10 protein-coding genes are annotated in these 15,202 nt (G+C 64.8%); 7 read left to right on the top strand and 3 right to left on the bottom strand.

Features of this window, described 5'->3' with window-relative positions; genetic code table 11:
* Positions 1-16 precede the first annotated feature (16 nt).
* The 6 genes from YH3_RS30310 to YH3_RS30335 all read left to right on the top strand — a co-directional run bounded on the left by YH3_RS30310 (position 17) and on the right by YH3_RS30335 (position 10,410).
* Positions 17-871, top strand: coding sequence for a PAC2 family protein (locus YH3_RS30310; RefSeq protein WP_223257810.1), 855 nt, complete (start codon positions 17-19; stop codon positions 869-871).
* A complete protein-coding gene (locus YH3_RS30315) occupies positions 868-2,028 on the top strand; it encodes an MFS transporter (RefSeq protein ID WP_064444617.1) in 1,161 nt (386 codons plus the stop codon). Before YH3_RS30310 ends, YH3_RS30315 begins: the two co-directional genes overlap by 4 nt.
* Before the next feature lie 146 nt (positions 2,029-2,174).
* Positions 2,175-3,260 carry a hypothetical protein gene (locus tag YH3_RS30320; protein ID WP_064444618.1) on the top strand — a complete coding sequence of 362 codons (1,086 nt, stop codon included), beginning with the start codon at positions 2,175-2,177 and terminating at the stop codon, positions 3,258-3,260.
* A gap of 33 nt (positions 3,261-3,293) precedes the next feature.
* Positions 3,294-4,799 carry a TIGR02677 family protein gene (locus YH3_RS30325; protein WP_003946201.1) on the top strand — a complete coding sequence of 502 codons (1,506 nt, stop codon included), beginning with the start codon at positions 3,294-3,296 and terminating at the stop codon, positions 4,797-4,799.
* Entirely contained in the window at positions 4,796-6,238 is a 1,443-nt protein-coding gene (locus YH3_RS30330) for a TIGR02678 family protein (RefSeq protein ID WP_003946167.1), read from the top strand. The genes YH3_RS30325 and YH3_RS30330 overlap by 4 nt, the downstream gene beginning before the upstream one ends.
* Positions 6,235-10,410 (top strand): TIGR02680 family protein, encoded by a 4,176-nt coding sequence (locus YH3_RS30335; protein ID WP_064444619.1) that lies wholly within the window; start codon positions 6,235-6,237, stop codon positions 10,408-10,410. The genes YH3_RS30330 and YH3_RS30335 overlap by 4 nt, the downstream gene beginning before the upstream one ends.
* Before the next feature lie 57 nt (positions 10,411-10,467).
* On the opposite strand, the gene mshC is transcribed toward YH3_RS30335, so the two are convergent.
* On the bottom strand, positions 10,468-11,709 hold the full coding sequence (gene mshC, locus YH3_RS30340; RefSeq protein ID WP_047270508.1) for a cysteine--1-D-myo-inosityl 2-amino-2-deoxy-alpha-D-glucopyranoside ligase: 1,242 nt from the start codon (positions 11,707-11,709) through the stop codon (positions 10,468-10,470).
* Between the two features lie 10 nt (positions 11,710-11,719).
* Positions 11,720-13,810, bottom strand: coding sequence for an MMPL family transporter (locus YH3_RS30345; RefSeq protein WP_225320402.1), 2,091 nt, complete (start codon positions 13,808-13,810; stop codon positions 11,720-11,722).
* A gap of 127 nt (positions 13,811-13,937) precedes the next feature.
* On the opposite strand from YH3_RS30345, the gene YH3_RS30350 reads away from it, so the two are divergent.
* Positions 13,938-14,396, top strand: a complete 459-nt coding sequence (locus tag YH3_RS30350; RefSeq protein WP_042450996.1) for a MarR family winged helix-turn-helix transcriptional regulator — start codon at positions 13,938-13,940, stop codon at positions 14,394-14,396.
* On the opposite strand, the gene YH3_RS30355 is transcribed toward YH3_RS30350, so the two are convergent.
* The gene (locus YH3_RS30355) at positions 14,393-15,199 is read right to left on the bottom strand and encodes an SCO1664 family protein (protein ID WP_030537533.1); all 807 of its coding nucleotides are present in this window, start codon (positions 15,197-15,199) and stop codon (positions 14,393-14,395) included. The two genes, YH3_RS30350 and YH3_RS30355, sit on opposite strands and share 4 nt — an antisense overlap.
* Positions 15,200-15,202: the final 3 nt, after the last annotated feature.

A 15,202-nucleotide genomic window follows, 5' to 3' on the forward strand; every position in this document is an offset into this window, starting at 1 on the left:
CCGCCTCGAGGGCGACATCCCTGTCCTACGTGATCCCATCCTCGTTGCAGCTTTCGAGGGCTGGAACGACGCCGGTGACGCAGCCAGCGGTGCGGTCGAACATCTCGAGCTGATCTGGGATGCCCAGCCGCTCGCCGAACTCGATTCAGAGGACTACTACGACTATCAGGTCAACCGCCCCACAGTCCGGCAGGTCGACGGTGTCACTCGCGAAATCGTTTGGCCGGCAACACGTTTGTCGGTCTGTTCGCCTCCTGGCAGCGAGAGCGACATCGTCCTGCTTCGCGGGATCGAGCCCAACATGCGGTGGCGCAGTTTCTGCGAGGATCTGCTCGAGCTGATCGACCAACTGAACGTCAAGACGGTCGTCATCCTCGGCGCCCTGCTCGCCGATACTCCGCACACCCGACCGGTCCCGGTGACGGGCACGGCCTACAGCAGTGAATCCGCCGCCCGATTCAACCTGGAACAGACGCGGTACGAAGGCCCGACGGGCATCACCGGGGTTCTTCAGGACGAGTGCGTTCGTGCTGGTGTACCCGCTATTTCGTTCTGGGCGGCGGTTCCGCACTACGTCTCGCAGCCACCCAACCCGAAGGCCACAGTGGCCCTCCTTCAACGAGTCGAGGATGTTCTCGACATCGAGGTCCCACTCGGGGAGCTCCCGGCTCAGTCGGAGGATTGGGAGGAAGCGGTCAACGAAATGACCGCGGACGACGAGGAAATCGGCGAATACGTGCGCACCCTGGAAGAACGGGGAGACGCCGAAACCGACATCAGCGAAGCAATCTCCAAGATCGACGGCGATGCCATCGCCGCGGAATTCGAGCGCTACCTCAGACGGCGAGGCCCCGGCAGCTTCGGACTGTGAGCAAGAACACTCCAGAAGAAGGTGGAAGTACGCAGCGCCCACTGCGCCTCCAGCTTCAACTGATCGCGCTGTACGCCGGCGGGTTCCTCGGCCCGTTCGGCGGCGGCGTGGTTGCTTCGATCCTTCCAGAGATCGGTGACGATCTAGGGGTCGGTCCGTCGGCGGCCGCCTCTTCCCTCACCGCGTACCTGCTCCCCTTCGCCGCTCTGATGTTGGTGTCGGGGACACTCGGGACGCGGTGGGGCAAGGTTCGGACGGTGCGCATCGCTTACGGCGTCTACGTCCTCGCGTCGTTGGCATGCTTCCTCGCCCCGACACTCGAGATCTTCCTTGCCGCCCGGGTACTGCAGGGCTCCGCGAACGCATTCACCACGCCGCTACTGCTTGCCTCGCTGGCGGCCGCAACACCGCAGGCACGGCTGGGTCGAGCCCTCGGAGCCTTCGGCGCTTTCCAGGCCGCAGGGCAGTCGTCGGCTCCGTTGATTGGCGGACTGGCGGCCGAATTCGACTGGCGTCTGGCCTTTCTCGTCATCGCAGTGGTCGCGGGCATTCTGGGAGCCGTCGGACTTCCGAAGTCCGAAGCACCGGCAGCGACCACTCCCGCCCGTCTCCGCGATGCATTACGCCCCGAAGTGCTCCGCATCGGTATCGCTGCATTGCTCGGCTGGGGCGCCCTCGGTGGACTGAGCTTCCTGCTCGCCTTCCGCTTCGAAGACGAGTTCGGGCTGTCCCCCACCGTCCGCGGCCTACTGCTCACCGTCTTCGGCGTGGCCGGCATCCTCTCGGCCCGGCGCATCGGAATCCTCATCGATCGCATCGGCGCACGCTCCTCCGTGATGATCGGCGCCCTGGGCGGAGCAGTTCTGGTCTCCGTAGTCGGCCTTGCCGGCTTGGTGCCGGTGATCGCGATCGCATGGTTTGTCGCAGGCGTCGCGAGCCAGTTCGTGCTGGTCGGCGTCAACGCGGCGGTCCTCGGATCCGCGGGGCCGAACCGTGGCGGCGCCGTGTCCGTCGTCCAAGCGATGCGCTTCGGCGGCGCCGCTCTTGCTCCCCTGGCCCTGACACCGATTTACGACTCTTCGCCTGCCGCGAGCTTCCTGATCCCCGCACTACTGCTCGCCGTCGTCGCTCCCCTGATCATGCCGAAGCAACGCTGATCGGTCTCGGCAATTTCGAATTCAAAGTTGTGTAGGTAGTGAGTTTCTCGGCGAAAGCGACCACCGTTGTCGCGAGGCTGTCAGGCCGAACGTTATTCGTAAAATCTTGTGTTTCCGTCGTCGACAGATATTGATACCATTGGAACATGAGCGATTCTGAGTCGGAACCGGAACGGCCGATCGACATTTTTCGGCGATCGGTTGCCGTCATCGAAGAAAGTTTGCCTCCTACCTGGTCTTTGTCGACACAGCGCTCCCCCGACCTGTCCGAGGCGCCACTCCGACTCGACCTCCGCTCCCCTGACGGCGCGGTGGCCAAATTCGGCGTCTACGCCGCTCACGGTGTCCTGAGCAGCGACGTTCCCGGTATCGCCGATCGCTTCCCCAGCGGTCAACCCGGCTTCGTGTGCGCAAAATATCTGTCCGAGCCGGTCCGCCGGCAGCTCGATTCCCACGCGATCTCGTACGCAGACGCCACGGGCAACGTGTCGTTGACCGCTGATCGACCCGCCGTCTGGGTGCGTGGACGCGGAGCCGACGCCGATCCGTGGCGGGGGCCCGGACGTCCTTCCGGACAGTTGACGGGCGATCCGTCAGCTCGCGTCGTGCGTGCGCTTGCCGATTTTGCGGCGCCACTGGCGATCACTGCCTTGGTGCGCCTGGCCGGTGCGTCGACGGGAGCAACCTATCGGGTGGTTCAGACACTGTCGGATCGTGAACTGGTCACCCGGCTCCCCCGCGGCGGAATCGGTGACGTCCGCTGGCCGAAGATGCTTCGTGAATGGGCGGCTGAGGCCGGGGCCAAAGCGCCGACGCCTCACGGCTTTCACGCGCCGGACGGGTTGGAAGCACTCTTCGATCAACTGCGTCAGCTCAGCGGTCACATCTACGCCGGTACCGCCTCGGTGGCCGCCGCACCCTTTGCTCGGTACGCGCCCACTCGACGTGCCCACTTCCATGCCGACAACGTCGATCAGTTCGCCGACGCTCTCGGACTACGGCGGGTGGAATCCGGCGGTGACGTGTGGATCACCGCTCCCCTCTCACCGTCTGCCTTCGACCGATTGCTCACCCGCGACGGCATCCGCATCGTCGCCCCCAGCCAAGCGTTCGCCGATCTGCTGGTCGGCCCGGACTCCGACGAGGCGGCGGCCGAGCACCTGCTCACATGGATGATCGAGAACGAATCGCAGTGGCGACGCGCCGCATCCCCTGCTACGGATCGCCCGTAGGAAAAAGAGGGGGCGTCTCTCGCCTACCCTGTCATGGTGGAAGAAACGAGTGCGCCCGATTACGCCGCGTACGCCGACACCAATCGACTGAAGCTGTTTTCGTTCACGATCGCGGAAAAACGGGCCGAGTACCTCTGGGTACTTCGTGCCTTCGACCATGCTCGCGCCAACTACACCGTCCTGCTGCATGCCGGAGCCGTCGCGCAAATCCTCGAGAAGATCGGTGGATCGGATCCGGCGGCCGATCTGTCGGCAGCAGAGGTCACTCCCCTGTTGGATCAGCTCCACGTGTGGGAGATCCTCGAGCGCAGCTACGACGGCACCCGCGCGGCTACGCTGGCCGAGTACCGCAATCGCCACTTCGTCTACCAGTTCGGTCAGGCCGGATACCAGGTCTATCGATCAGTCGAAGACGTTCTCGCCGCACGCCTGGACTCGGCGTCGCTCTCGCGTCTCGCTCTGCCGGACCTGCTCGCAGACATGTCCGAACTCGCCGAGGCCAACCGACGCTCCGACGGCGATCTGATCTTCCGCAAGCTCAAGCGCCTCGACTCGACACTCTCCGACATGGCCGATCGAGCCGCGCACTTCTATCTGACCCTCGGGGACCTCGTACGGACCACGGAGATCACTCCGCAGGCTTTCCTCACGCACAAGGACGCTCTGCTCACGCACATGCGGGAGTTCAGCTCCGATCTGGCGCGCTACGCCCCCAAGCTCAAGGAAGCGATCGAGCACGTCGAATCCACCGGGGTCGATCGCATGATCCGCCTCGCCGCCGCCAGTGACGAACGGGTGTTCGTCCCGATCACCGAACGCGAAGACGACTGGGCTGCGCGCTGGCGAGGATTGACCGCCTGGTTCGTCTCCGCGGAATCGGGGATCAGCGAGTCCGAGCGTCTACGTGAGGGCACGATGAGCGCGATCGCCGCGGTTCTGGCGCTCCTTCGCCGCGTCACGGAAACCCGTCGCGGCGGCGTCAGCCGCGAGAGCCAGCTCCGGCACCTCGCCGGCTGGTTCGCCGCCACGCCGTCCGAAGACGCAGCTCATGCTCTGTTCCAGGCAGTGTTCGACCTCGGCCGTCCACGCCACCTCTCGATGGTGCATCCGGACGCCGACATCATTTCTCACTCACGTTCGTGGTGGGAGGCACCGCCGGTCGAGATCGCGCGAACACTCGCCGAAACCGGCCGCCCGCCCTCACCAGGATTGCCGAGCAAGGTCGCCCGCAACGACGGCAGCATCCGCCGCCTACGCGAAGAGCAGTTGGCAGCGCAACGTACGCGCAGCGCCGCGGCGCAATCACTCGCGTCCAACGGCGTCTATCAGCGTGAACTCAACGAGCAGGAGACCGAAGTTTTGCTGAGTCTGCTCAATGCAGCACTGACCGCGCGCGTTCCGGTAGTGGGACGCGTCAAGAGCTCCACCGGTAGTGAGAACGGGGTGAAGCTGACGCTCAGTCCCTCGGACGGTTCGACCACCATCAAGACCGCCCGCGGGCGTATGCACCTCGACGGCATCGAGGTCAGTGTTCGATGAGAGCTCGCGAGATCACGCCCCTTGCCCTCGACTCGTATCAACGCGCGGCGCGAGTGATCCTGTCCAACCACCTGATCACCTCGACGTACCCGGATCGAATTGCGTTGCCGCTCTTGCGCCGGTGGGCCACCGAGCTGCGTGACGACCTACTCGAACTGTTCGGCTACCGCCTCGAGGTGACGGAGACCACCGCGCGCCTGTTCACGGTGTCGGATCGACTCAACCCGTCGGCACCGGCCCGAACTGCCTCCGAGCGAACCTTCGATCGCACGCGTTACGCCTATCTGGCACTGTGCCTGGCCGCGTTGGGCCGCGCCGGGAACCAGATCACGTTGTCGGAGTTGGCCGATCACGTCGCGGCCGACGCTGCACAAGTCGACGGCGTCGAACTCTCCACCGATCGTGCGTCGGACCGCGACGCCTTCGTCGACGCAGTGGGCTGGCTCGGCGTCAGAGGCGCCATCGCACTCGCCGACGGTGACGCAAACGGCTGGGCGTCCAATCCCGAAGCGGGAGAAGCGCTCTACGACATCGACCGTTCCGTCGTCGTAGCCCTGTTCCGTCCGCCGCGCGCCCTGCAGCACCTGCACTCCATCCGCGGACTCCTGGCCACGGAGACCTCGAGCGCTGCCGAGGACGACGGAATTCCTGTGGACGCGAAAGAGATCGGACGCCGAGTGCGTCGGGCGCTGGTCGAGCGGCCGGTCGTACTGGCGGGTGAACTCGATCAGCACGAATTGATCGCCTTGGCGCAGCCGAAGACCGCGTCGGAAGTCGAACTACTGACGGGGTTGGTGGCCGAGCGTCGCGCCGAGGGAATCGCGATGATCGATCCCACCGGTCGCCTCTCCGACGTCCGCTTCCCGAGCACCGGAACTATCGCCCAGGTAGCTCTACTCCTCGCCGGCGAGATTGCCGACCGCGTACTCGACGTCGACGCTCCTGAACTGCCGAAACTTCCGATCCCGCACGTGTCGGACGATCACCTGATCGAACAACTCGATGCCGCCATCCCGGAGGCCGGGATCTTCGAGGACCTCGCCGACGAGGACGACGACTTCGTGTTGCCTGCCGGCGAACCGGCCGAGCCCCCGGAACCCGTCACGTACCCGAAAATCGACGACGACTGGCTCGCCGACAAGGTCAGCGAGTTGGTGGACCAGTTCGGACGCACGTTCGCAGCGCAATGGCAGGCCGATCACAACGGGCTGCGCAAGCAGGCGCTCGGGTTGCTGCAACGTCTGCGCCTGACGCATGCGGTCGACGGCGGCGTACTGGTGTTGCCCGTCCTTGCCCGGTACCGCGACGTCGTGGTCTCCGTGCGCGAACGCGATCCTCAGATCGACTTCGCGGTGGACAACTCCGCACCGGATCCGGTCGACGAATTCGGCCCCGAACCTTCCCCCAACGGCGAACTATCAGAGGTAGAGAACGTATGAGCAACGCCCGCTTCCGACCTACTCGGGCTGGAATCATCAACCTCTGGGATTACCGAGACCAAGAGTTCTCGTTCGCCGACGGTCGACTGGTTCTGCGGGGACCCAACGGATCCGGCAAGACCAAGGCCCTCGAGGTCCTGTTCCCGTTCGTCTTCGACGGCCGCATCGAACCGCGGCGCCTCAACCCGTTCGCCGGTGAAGAGCGCACGATGAAGTCCAACCTGCTCTACCGGGGCCAGGACAGCGCGCACTCCTACGTGTGGATGGAGTTCTGCCGCGGCTCCCTCGAAGATCCCGAGTCGGTGACCGTGGGAATCGGCATGCGCGCAACACGCACCAACGACAAGGTCACCCGCTGGTACTTCGTCGCCGACGGCCGCGTCGGAGTCGACTTCTCGCTGATCGGCAACGACGATCGTCCTCTCACCAAGAAGCAGTTGGCCGAACAACTCGGCAGCGATTCCATCACCGACCGTCCCCTCGACTACCGCACAGCCATCGACGCGCGAATGTTCGGTCTCGGTGTGCAGCGCTACGACCAGCTGATCAATCTCATTCTCACGCTTCGCCGCCCCCAGCTCGCGAAGAACCTCGACCCGAAGGGCCTTTCGCAGGCACTCACCGACGGTCTCCGTCCACTCGACGATCAGTTGGTCCTCGAAGCTGCGCGTTCGTTCAGCGACATGGAGGAAGTCGGCCGCGCGCTCGAGGGGCTCGCGGCCGCCGATCAGGCAGCCCAGAGTTTCATCGGGGTCTACACCAAGTACCTGCGTCAGCAGTCTCGCGGAGAGATCGAACAGGTCAGCACCCGCCTCGCAGCGGTCACCAGAGGTATTGCCGCCATGGACGAGTCGTCGCTCGCCCAGACCCGCAGCCGTGAGGCGCGGGCAGCAGCCGAGGAGCGCTTCAACCAGGCCGAGCAGGCACTCGAGAACGCGCGCGCCAATGTCGAAGCACTGCAACGCTCGAGCGCGTACGAAGGCAAACAGCAACTCGACGACCTCGCCCAGGCCGTCGCGACGCTCAAGCTCTCGACCGAGCAGCAGGCAGACAAGTCCCGGAAAGCGCAGGCCGCACTCGCTCAACGCGGCGACGAAGCCGACAAGGCTGCATCGTCGGTCAAGCGTGCGGCCGAAGCACTCTCGCGCGCCGAGGACGAACTGCAGGCGGCCGCTGAGGACGCCGGCATCGTCTGGACTCCCCTGCCCGACGGCTCACGCAGTGACCAGATCACGGCAGCAGTCCGTGGCCATGCCGAGGAGCGTGACGGTGACGTACGCGTTGTCCGCACCGCACTGGCGACCGTCGAGAAGGCGGCGACCGAACGAACCCGGGCCGAAAACAGCTCTCGCCGTGGACAAGAGCTGCTCGAAGCGTCCAAGGCGGCTGTGCTCGAGGGCGAAGCTGCCGTGGAACTCGCACGCAGTCAGTGCGCCAGCGGGCTGCGCGCGTGGTGGACCGATCACTCCTCCCTGTTTTCGGCTGTCGGCGCCGACACGTCGCTGTTCGAAGCTCTCGACGCGGCGCTCGCCGAAGTCGGCGACGAAGACGCTCCGGCGCTGTCCGCAGTTCTCGCCGAGCACACCGAGGCCGGCACCGAGACGCTGCGCGAGCGTCGACGTGAGGCCGAAGCTGAAATATCTGCATCACACGCCTCCATCGCGGCTCTCAAATCCGAGCGCAAGGCCGTCTCCGCGGAACACGACGACGCTCCGCCTGCCTTCCACGCACGCACCGATAACCGCAGTGAACTGGGTGGTGCACCGCTATGGCAGTTGGTGCGCTTCGCCGATTCCGTCGAACCAGACGTGGCCACGGGAATCGAATCCGCACTCCAGGCGGCAAATCTGCTCGACGGCTGGGTCTGCCCGGACGAGAAGATTCCCGAGCACGTCAGCGAGCAGTTCCTGACGGCTCTGCCCGTCAAGCAGCGTCCGAAGGGACGAACGCTGGCCGACGTCCTCGAGGTCGAAGGCAATGCCGACGTACCCGACGCTCGGGTACAGGACATTCTCGCGTCGATCAGTCTCGTCGAGGCGCCAGGCGACTCCGATGCAAGCGTCGCGATCGGCGTCGACGGCCGCTTCTGGCAGGGCGTCGCGCGTGGCCGGCACGTCAAGGCCGATGCCGAGTACATCGGCACCACAGCACGGGCGCGTCGACGCGAGGCTCGGATCACCGAGATCGATGCGGCTCTGGAAGAACTTGCCGCGGCAGTCGATACGGCCAAGGCACTGGTGGCGCAGACCAACGAGCAACTGAGCCGGATCAACTCTGCGGCAAAGGAATTGCCGAAGACAGGTTCGATCCTGCGCGCACTCAAGACGGTCACCGAATCTGCCGGCGCACTCCGTACTCGCTCGGAGGCCACGGAAACGGCACAACGCGAACTCGATGCGGCGATCGCTGATCTCGCGGCGAAGGAAAAGCAACTCCGAGCGACGGCGTCGCAGCACCGGACGCCGCATATCGGCCGTGAACTCGATTCCCTCGCGGCGGCGATCCGTCATTTCGAGAAGCAGGGCGAACTGGCGCTGCGCTGCCGACGGGAGCATGCCAAGGAAGTCGAACTCGAACGCGAGTCTCGCGACCGTCTCGACGAATCACGCGCCAATGCGGAGGAATTCGCCGAGGAAGCCGCCATCGCCGAGGAGAGTCTGCTCCAGCAGGTGCAGCGTCTCGAGACGCTGCGCGACACCCTCGGTGCCAGCGCCGAGCAGATCGACCTGGACCTGGCAAAAGCCCGCGCGAAGATCGAAGAATGCAAGGTCGAACAGCGTGCGGCGCGAAAGGCATACGACGCCGCCGTCCTCCAGATCGGCACGGCGGAGGGTGCGTACAACACCGCCGTGGAGACCTTGCGTCACACCCTGACCGAAACCCGCAGTGATGCAGAGCGACTCGCACCCTACGCGCGCCCGGACCTTCTCGAGTTGTTGGGCGTCAAGGAACATCTGAGCTGGCCGGCAAGTTCAGCGGCGTGGATGAGCCCCGATCAGTTGGTCTACCGCATCCAGAACGAAGATCGCAGCGAGGACGCAGCCCACCCGCCTGTCCTCCCCGAAGACGTCGACAAGTTGTACCGAGCGCTCGAGGCTGCGACCTCGGCAGTCAGAGTCACCGACGGCGCCCGAAAGGCAACCCGCACGGCACTGACCTCGGCGCTGCAGGACTTCGACGCGCAACTCGCAGCAGCCGGACAGGACTACCGTCTGCAGTGGGATGCACCGGATGGGCTGACCGTCGTACGAGTCCAGGACGATCAGGGCTATTCGTCGATCGGCGAGTTCGCAACGCGGATCCACGACGCTCGCGGCGATCAGGAGCAGTTGCTCACCGAATCCGAGCGTCGCATTCTCGAAGATGCCCTGTTGACGGGATTGGCTCAGCAGATCCACGAGCGCACGGTCGACGCACGCGAGTTGATCGCACAGATGGGCACCGAGATGCGTGAGCGTCGGATGTCCTCAGGCAATACCATCGGCGTTCACTGGGTGCTCGCCGACAACCTCGACGACAGCTCGCGGGCAATCTCCAAGCTGCTGGATCGAGACGCGTCGGCCCTCGGCGTCGATGAACTAGCTACTCTGCGAGCACATTTCGCGACGCAGATCCGTACCGCCCGCGCGGCGCACCCCGAACGCTCGTACCCGGAGATTCTGTCCTCGGCGCTCGACTACCGTCAATGGCGCGTGTTCTCGTTCACCCTCATCAGCGGTGAGGGCAAGGAAGACCGTCTTACCGTCGCGCGGCACAGCGCGCTGTCCGGTGGCGAGCAGTCCGTCTCGCTGCACCTTCCTTTGTTCGCCGCGGCGCACGTCATGTTGGACTCGGCCGACCCGCACGCCCCGCGTCTGCTGGCACTCGACGAGGCCTTCGCCGGTGTCGACGACAACGGTCGCAGCGAGCTTCTCGGCTTGAGCGTTCAGTTCGACCTGGACCTCTTCATGACCGGCTACGACCTGTGGATCACGTACGCAGACGTCCCCGGCTGTGCGCACTACGACCTCGCGCACTCCACGGCCGAACAGGCTGTCAGCGCCGCGCTGCTGGTCTGGTCGAACGGTGAGCTGCTCGCCGAGCACGACGGAACGGATCTGGCGAGGGCATTGGGCTCGCCGCTACGGCGCCGGGTGCCGACACCCGCCGAAGGTGCGTTGGACTACGCCTAGAAACTGCTGTGCGCCTTTATTAACCGCGGGCGGTTAATAAAGGCGCACAGCAGGGGTTCAGCGAAGCGAAATACCCAGTAGGGCGTCGACGGCATCGGCGAAATCGCCGGGTGCCTGCGTGTCGGATCCGCCGCCCTCGATGGCGCGGCGGGCCCAACCGTCGAGCGCGTCGAGCGCCTTCGGAGTGTCGAGATCGTCGGCCAGGTGCTGACGCAAACGCGCAACAGTGTCAGTGGCTGACGGCGCAGAACCGAGAGCCGCGGCCTCGCGCCACACCTTCAGCCGCGACTGAGCATCCGCGAGGACCTGATCGGTCCACGCGCGATCCTGGCGGTAGTGGCCGGACAGAAGTCCGAGACGGATTGCCGCTGGGTCCACCCCCTCGCCGCGCAGCTTGGAGACGAAGACCAGGTTTCCGCGACTCTTCGACATCTTCTCGCCGTCGAGACCGATCATGCCGGTGTGCACATAGTGCCGCGCGAATCGGCGATCACCCGTTGCCGATTCGGCATGCGCAGCCGAGAACTCGTGGTGCGGGAAGATCAGATCGCTGCCACCGCCCTGGACGTCGAAGCCGGAGCCGATGCGGTTGAGTGCAATGGCCGCGCATTCGATGTGCCAGCCGGGGCGCCCCGGCCCGAAGGGTGAGGGCCACGAGGGCTCGCCCGGACGCTCCGCACGCCAGACAAGTGCGTCGAGCGGATTGCGCTTTCCGACGCGATCGGGATCTCCGCCGCGTTCGGCAAAGAACTTCTCCATCGTCGCGCGGTCGTAGCCCGACTCGTAGCCGAACTGCTCGGTCGCGTCGGCACGGAAGTAGACGTCGGGGAACTCCGCGTCGTCGACGATGTACGCGGCGCCGGACGCCACGAACTTCTCCACCAACTCCACTACTTCGTTCACCGATTCGACGGCGCCGATGTAGTCCTTCGGCGGAAGCACACGCAGCGCTTCCATGTCCTCTCGGAAGAGTGCCGTCTCACGCATGCCGAGGACGATCCAGTCCTCGCCGTCGCGATTGGCTCGCTCGAACAGCGGGTCGTCCACGTCGGTCACGTTCTGGACGTAGTGGACATCGTGTCCGGCGTCGCGCCAGATTCGGTTCACGAGGTCGAACGTGAGGTACGTGGCCGCGTGGCCGAGGTGGGTGGCGTCGTACGGGGTGATGCCGCAGACGTACATCGTCGCCTTCTCGCCCGGGGTGACGGGGCGAACCTGACGGTCGGCTGTGTCGTACAGCCGCAACGGCGGCCCCTGACCGGGAACGGACGGGAGTGCGGTATCGGACCAAGACTGCATGCTGCCGAGCCTAGTGGAGACTGCTCTGAGGCTGGGAAGGTGCTGGCTGATCCTGCTCCGGTTCGGGCGTCGACGCGAGCTTGCTCGGCCACCAGATCTTCTGACCGATGTCGTAGGTCAAGGCCGGGACCAGCAAGGATCGGACGATCAGAGCGTCGAGCAGGACACCGAACGCCACGATGAACGCGATCTGGGCGAGGAACAACAGCGGGATCACCGCCAACGCCGAGAAGGTTGCTGCCAGAACAACTCCGGCAGATGTGATCACCCCGCCGGTCACCGTGAGTCCCCGCAGAGCGCCCGCCCTGGTGCCGATCTTCAGCGCTTCCTCACGCACCCTCGTCATGAGGAAGATGTTGTAGTCGATTCCCAGAGCCACGAGGAACACGAACGCAAAGAGCGGGACCACCGGATCCGCGCCGGGGAAACCGAAGATGTGGTCGAACACCAGCGACGAAATGCCCAGTGTCGCAGCAAACGAGAGCACAACGGTGCCCATGAGAAGCAGCGGTGCGAGAAGCGAACGCAGCAAGAGCGAGAGAATCACGAACACCACGATGATCACCACGGGAATGATGAGTGTCCGGTCCCGTGTCGAGGTGGTCTTCGTGTCGAGGTCGGTCGCAGTGACGCCACCGACCAATGCGTCGGCGCCCTCCACTGAGTGAACTGCATCACGCAGTCGCACGATGGTGTCTTCGGCCTCGAGCGAGTCGGCAGCGTCAGTCAACGTCGCCTGCAGGGAGACTCGCCCGTCGACAACCAGAGGCGCTCCCCCGTTCTGCACGACGCTTACGTCGCTGACACCCTCCACGCGACTGGCTGCCGCAACGGCATCCACTTGGTCTGCATTCGCGATGACCACGGCCGGTGAACCCGAACCCGCGTCGAAGTGCTCGCCGAGAATCTCCTGGCCTGCAACCGAATCGACATCGAGCAAGAAGATGTCGGACGACGAGACACCGCTGGCTTTGAACTGCGGCATCATCATCGCGAAGATCACCAGCACCAGCGTCGACGCCACCCAGAAGCGGCGCGGATGCCTACCGATTCGAGCAGCGAGCCCGGCCCAGAACCGGTGATCGTTCGCCTCGTCGTGGTGCTCGCGGTCGGCATCGAACTTCGGCTTGGTCGGCCAGTACGCCGTCCTCCCGAACAGAACCAGGACAGCAGGTAGGAAGGTCATCGATGCGAGGAAGGACGCGGCGATACCGATGGCGGCCACCGGACCGAGTCCGCGGTTCGAGTTCAGGTCGGAGAGCAACAGGCACAGAACGCCCGCGATGACCGTTCCTGCAGACGCTGCGACAGGTTCGAGCGTCGCGCGCCACGCAGTGCGCATTGCTGCGTACTTGTCCTTCTCGATCCGCAATTCTTCCCGGTAGCGAGAGACCAGCAGTAGCGCGTAGTCGGTGGCGGCACCGAACACGAGGATGAACAGGATGCCCTGGCTCTGACCGTTCAGTGCGATGACGTCCGCGTCCGCGAGCAGATACACGAGCAAGCTCGACAATCCGAGTGCGAAGATCGCCGAGAAGATCACCACGAACGGCAGGATCGGGCTTCGGTAGACGATGATCAGGATCACGATCACGACGGATCCGGCTACCAACAACAGCAATCCGTCGATACCGGCGAATGCTGCCGACAGATCCGCAACCTGCCCAGCGGGGCCGGTGACCTTGACTGTCAGTCCGTCAGGGCTCGACTCCAGCGCCGCGCGCAGCGCTTTCACGCTGTCCTTGACTTCGAGGGTGCTGTCGACCGGCAGGAACATCTGGAGTGCCTGGCCGTCGGCCGACGGGATCGGCGGCGATGAGGCGTCGCCGAATCCTTCGGTACCGACGAACGAATCGACGGTCTGGGAAAGGAAGGTGGAGTCGGCGGGCTCGAGGCCACCCGGTCGTTCCGCCACGATGATGGCCGGCACGAAGCGCGTGTCCGTGAAGCTCTCTTGAAGCTTTGCCACCTCGGTCGCTTCGGCCGACGCGGGCAGGAACGACGTGTTGTCGTTCTGCTGCACCGTGCTGAGCTTTCCGGCGAACGGACCGCCGAATCCTCCGATTGCCAGCCAGCCGATCACGAGGAGAGCTGGCACAATCCATCGAAGGCGACGAACAGGACGATTTTGTACTGGTGTGCTCACTGGGTCTCCAGGGATCGGCAGCAGAGGACTTGCCGACTATTTTGTTCAGCATGCTGAGTAATTGCAAACGGAAGGCAGAAAAATGAGCAGCGACGGCCTGGACGACTGGCCCACCGGCCGGCTGTTGTCCACCGCTGCACGCCTGGTGGAGCACTCGTGGGAGAAGGTCTTGCGGTCTCAGGACATGACGCACGCGGGCCTGATCGTGCTCCACTCGATCGCCGGTGGGGCGGCGTCTCAACGCGACATCGCGAAGAACGCCCGCGTCACCGATCAGACGATGAGCCGCACGATCGACCGTCTCGAACGAGCGGGTTACGTCACTCGTGACACCGATCCGAGGGACGAGCGTCGGCGCGTGATCGCGATAACCGACGCCGGAAGACTGACGTACGAGCGACTACTGACGCTCGAGAAGGAAGATGCGGCGTTGACCGTCGGCGTCGGGGATGTCGCCGCGCTGCGCGAACAACTACTGCGATTGGTTCGCTCACCCGGATTGACGGCAACTCGCGAACAGCAGGAAACGTCTCGCGACTAGAAGGCCGGCCAGGGAATCGTTCGATGGCCGTTCGGCTCAGGCATCACAGCGGACTCGGCGAACTGCATCGCCCGCACCGCCAAGGCCACGATTTCCTCTTCGGTGATCAGTTCGGACAACTCGTCGCCGAGATCCCCGTCGAGAGTTGTCGCGAATTCGGCGACGTCGGCGATCAAAGCACCGGGTACGGGCTGCCCGGCCCACCCCCACAACACGGTCCGCAGCTTGTTCTCCGAGTGAAGACAGATTCCGTGATCAACGCCGTACACCGAGCCGTCGACGCCTTCGAGGGCGTGACCACCTTTGCGGTCGGCGTTGTTGATGAGGACGTCCAGAACGGCCATTCGCTGCAGCCGTGGATCGTCCGCATGGATCAGGGAGACTGGTTCACCCTCCGAGTCGAAGGCCTGCAGGACCTCGAACCACCCCGGCGGAACGTTGCCGGGACTGCACAGGTCCACCATCTCGAGTCCGCCAGATCCATCCGCGCGGCGATCGACGGTGTCGATCCATCGCTGCACCATGCCTGGACCGAAAGGGCCGTCCCGCAACACTGTTCGCGGAATCACTCCCCAACCCAGCGCCTCGGACACGCGGTACGACGCGACCTCACGCCCCGCCAGAGTGCCGTCCGGGAAATCCCACAGTGGGCGTTCACCCCGGACCGGCTTGTAGACCACGCGGGTGGACTTCTCCCCCAGAGTCGACTCACATACCAGCGTGGCGTTGCTCGCGGTGGTGATCTGACCGATCAGAGTCAGATCACCCTCGAGCAGCACGTCCGGCACACCAGGTTCGGACACGAC

This window comes from Rhodococcus sp. YH3-3 (assembly GCF_001653035.1).
Classification (GTDB): domain Bacteria; phylum Actinomycetota; class Actinomycetes; order Mycobacteriales; family Mycobacteriaceae; genus Rhodococcus_F; species Rhodococcus_F qingshengii.